Annotated in this window: 2 protein-coding genes; both read left to right on the forward strand. The window is 33.1% G+C overall.

The window, feature by feature from the left end; genetic code table 11:
• Positions 1–58: 58 nt before the first annotated feature.
• Positions 59–358 carry a transposase gene (locus E0F76_RS19820; RefSeq protein WP_246022117.1) on the forward strand — a complete coding sequence of 100 codons (300 nt, stop codon included), beginning with the start codon at positions 59–61 and terminating at the stop codon, positions 356–358.
• Positions 316–1,236, forward strand: coding sequence for an IS3 family transposase (locus E0F76_RS19205; RefSeq protein ID WP_342773110.1), 921 nt, complete (start codon positions 316–318; stop codon positions 1,234–1,236). Before E0F76_RS19820 ends, E0F76_RS19205 begins: the two co-directional genes overlap by 43 nt.
• Positions 1,237–1,266: the final 30 nt, after the last annotated feature.

The raw sequence follows: 1,266 nt of genomic DNA on the forward strand, positions 1-1,266 counted from the left end.
TGGACATGCTAACTTTACCCGCATAAAAAGTTAAGAATAAAAACCTTAATTTTAATTTATGAAAAAAACGCGAATAATTTATGACCGAGCTTTTAAAGAGAAAGCAGTCCAGTTGAGTTTTGAAAGAACAAATATTTCAGAACTGGCCAGAGAGTTAGGAGTTACTGCTCCACAGTTGTATAAATGGAGAAAAGAATATGAAGAGTTCGGACAAGGAAGTTTTCCAGGGAACGGCAATTTAAAGCAAACGCCAGAACAGGAACGCATTTCGGAACTTGAAAGAAAGCTCAAAGATGCAGAGATAGAACGAGATATATTAAAAAAAGCAATCGGCATCTTTTCCAAAAACGGTCGATGATTTATACTTTCATCAAAAACAATGAAAAAATATATCCGATTGAAAAGATGTGCAAAGTATTAGAAGTTGGACAACGAAGCTATTATCAGTGGAAAAGCCAGTCTGTATCAGATAGAAAACAAAGAGTTGAGCTTGTTAAAGAAAAAATAACTTCCATTTATTTTGATTCAAAACAAAGATATGGAAGTCCAAGAATGACGGCAGAGTTGGCTTCTTTTGGCAATAAATTATCAAGAATTACAGTTGCTAAATATATGAACCAATTGGGTTTAAGAAGTAAATTAAGTAAGAAATTTAAAGTTACAACCAATTCGAAGCACAAGTATTTAATTGTGCCCAATGTTTTAAACAGAGAATTTTCAGTTACCCAATCGTCAAAGGTTTGGGTTTCGGACATTACTTATATTAGAGTAAAAGAAGGGTTTATTTATTTGACAACCATTTTAGACCTCTATGACAGAAAAATTATTGGTTGGAGTTTGAGTAATGGAATGAGTGTAGAAGAAACTTCATTGGCTGCTTGGAAGATGGCTATTAAAAACCGAAGTGTCAAAAAAGGATTGATATTTCATTCTGATAGAGGTGTTCAATACGCCAGTAAGAAGTTTACTAATGTACTAGAATCCTATAAACTGATCACAAGAAGCATGAGCCGTAAAGGAAATTGTTGGGACAATGCAGTGGCTGAGAGCTTTTTTAAGACTTTGAAAACGGAACAGATTTATGGCAATAAGCTTATATCTAAAGAGCAAATGGGACTCGATTTATTTGAATTTATTGAAATCTGGTACAACAGAAAAAGAAGGCATTCCGCTTTAGAATATAAAACAATCGAAGAATTCTGGAAACAGCAAAATATTTTTAAAAATGTTGCTTAACTAATAGTGCGGTTTTTATTTGCATATCCA

Source organism: Flavobacterium cellulosilyticum (assembly GCF_004349355.1).
GTDB classification, from domain to species: domain Bacteria; phylum Bacteroidota; class Bacteroidia; order Flavobacteriales; family Flavobacteriaceae; genus Flavobacterium; species Flavobacterium cellulosilyticum.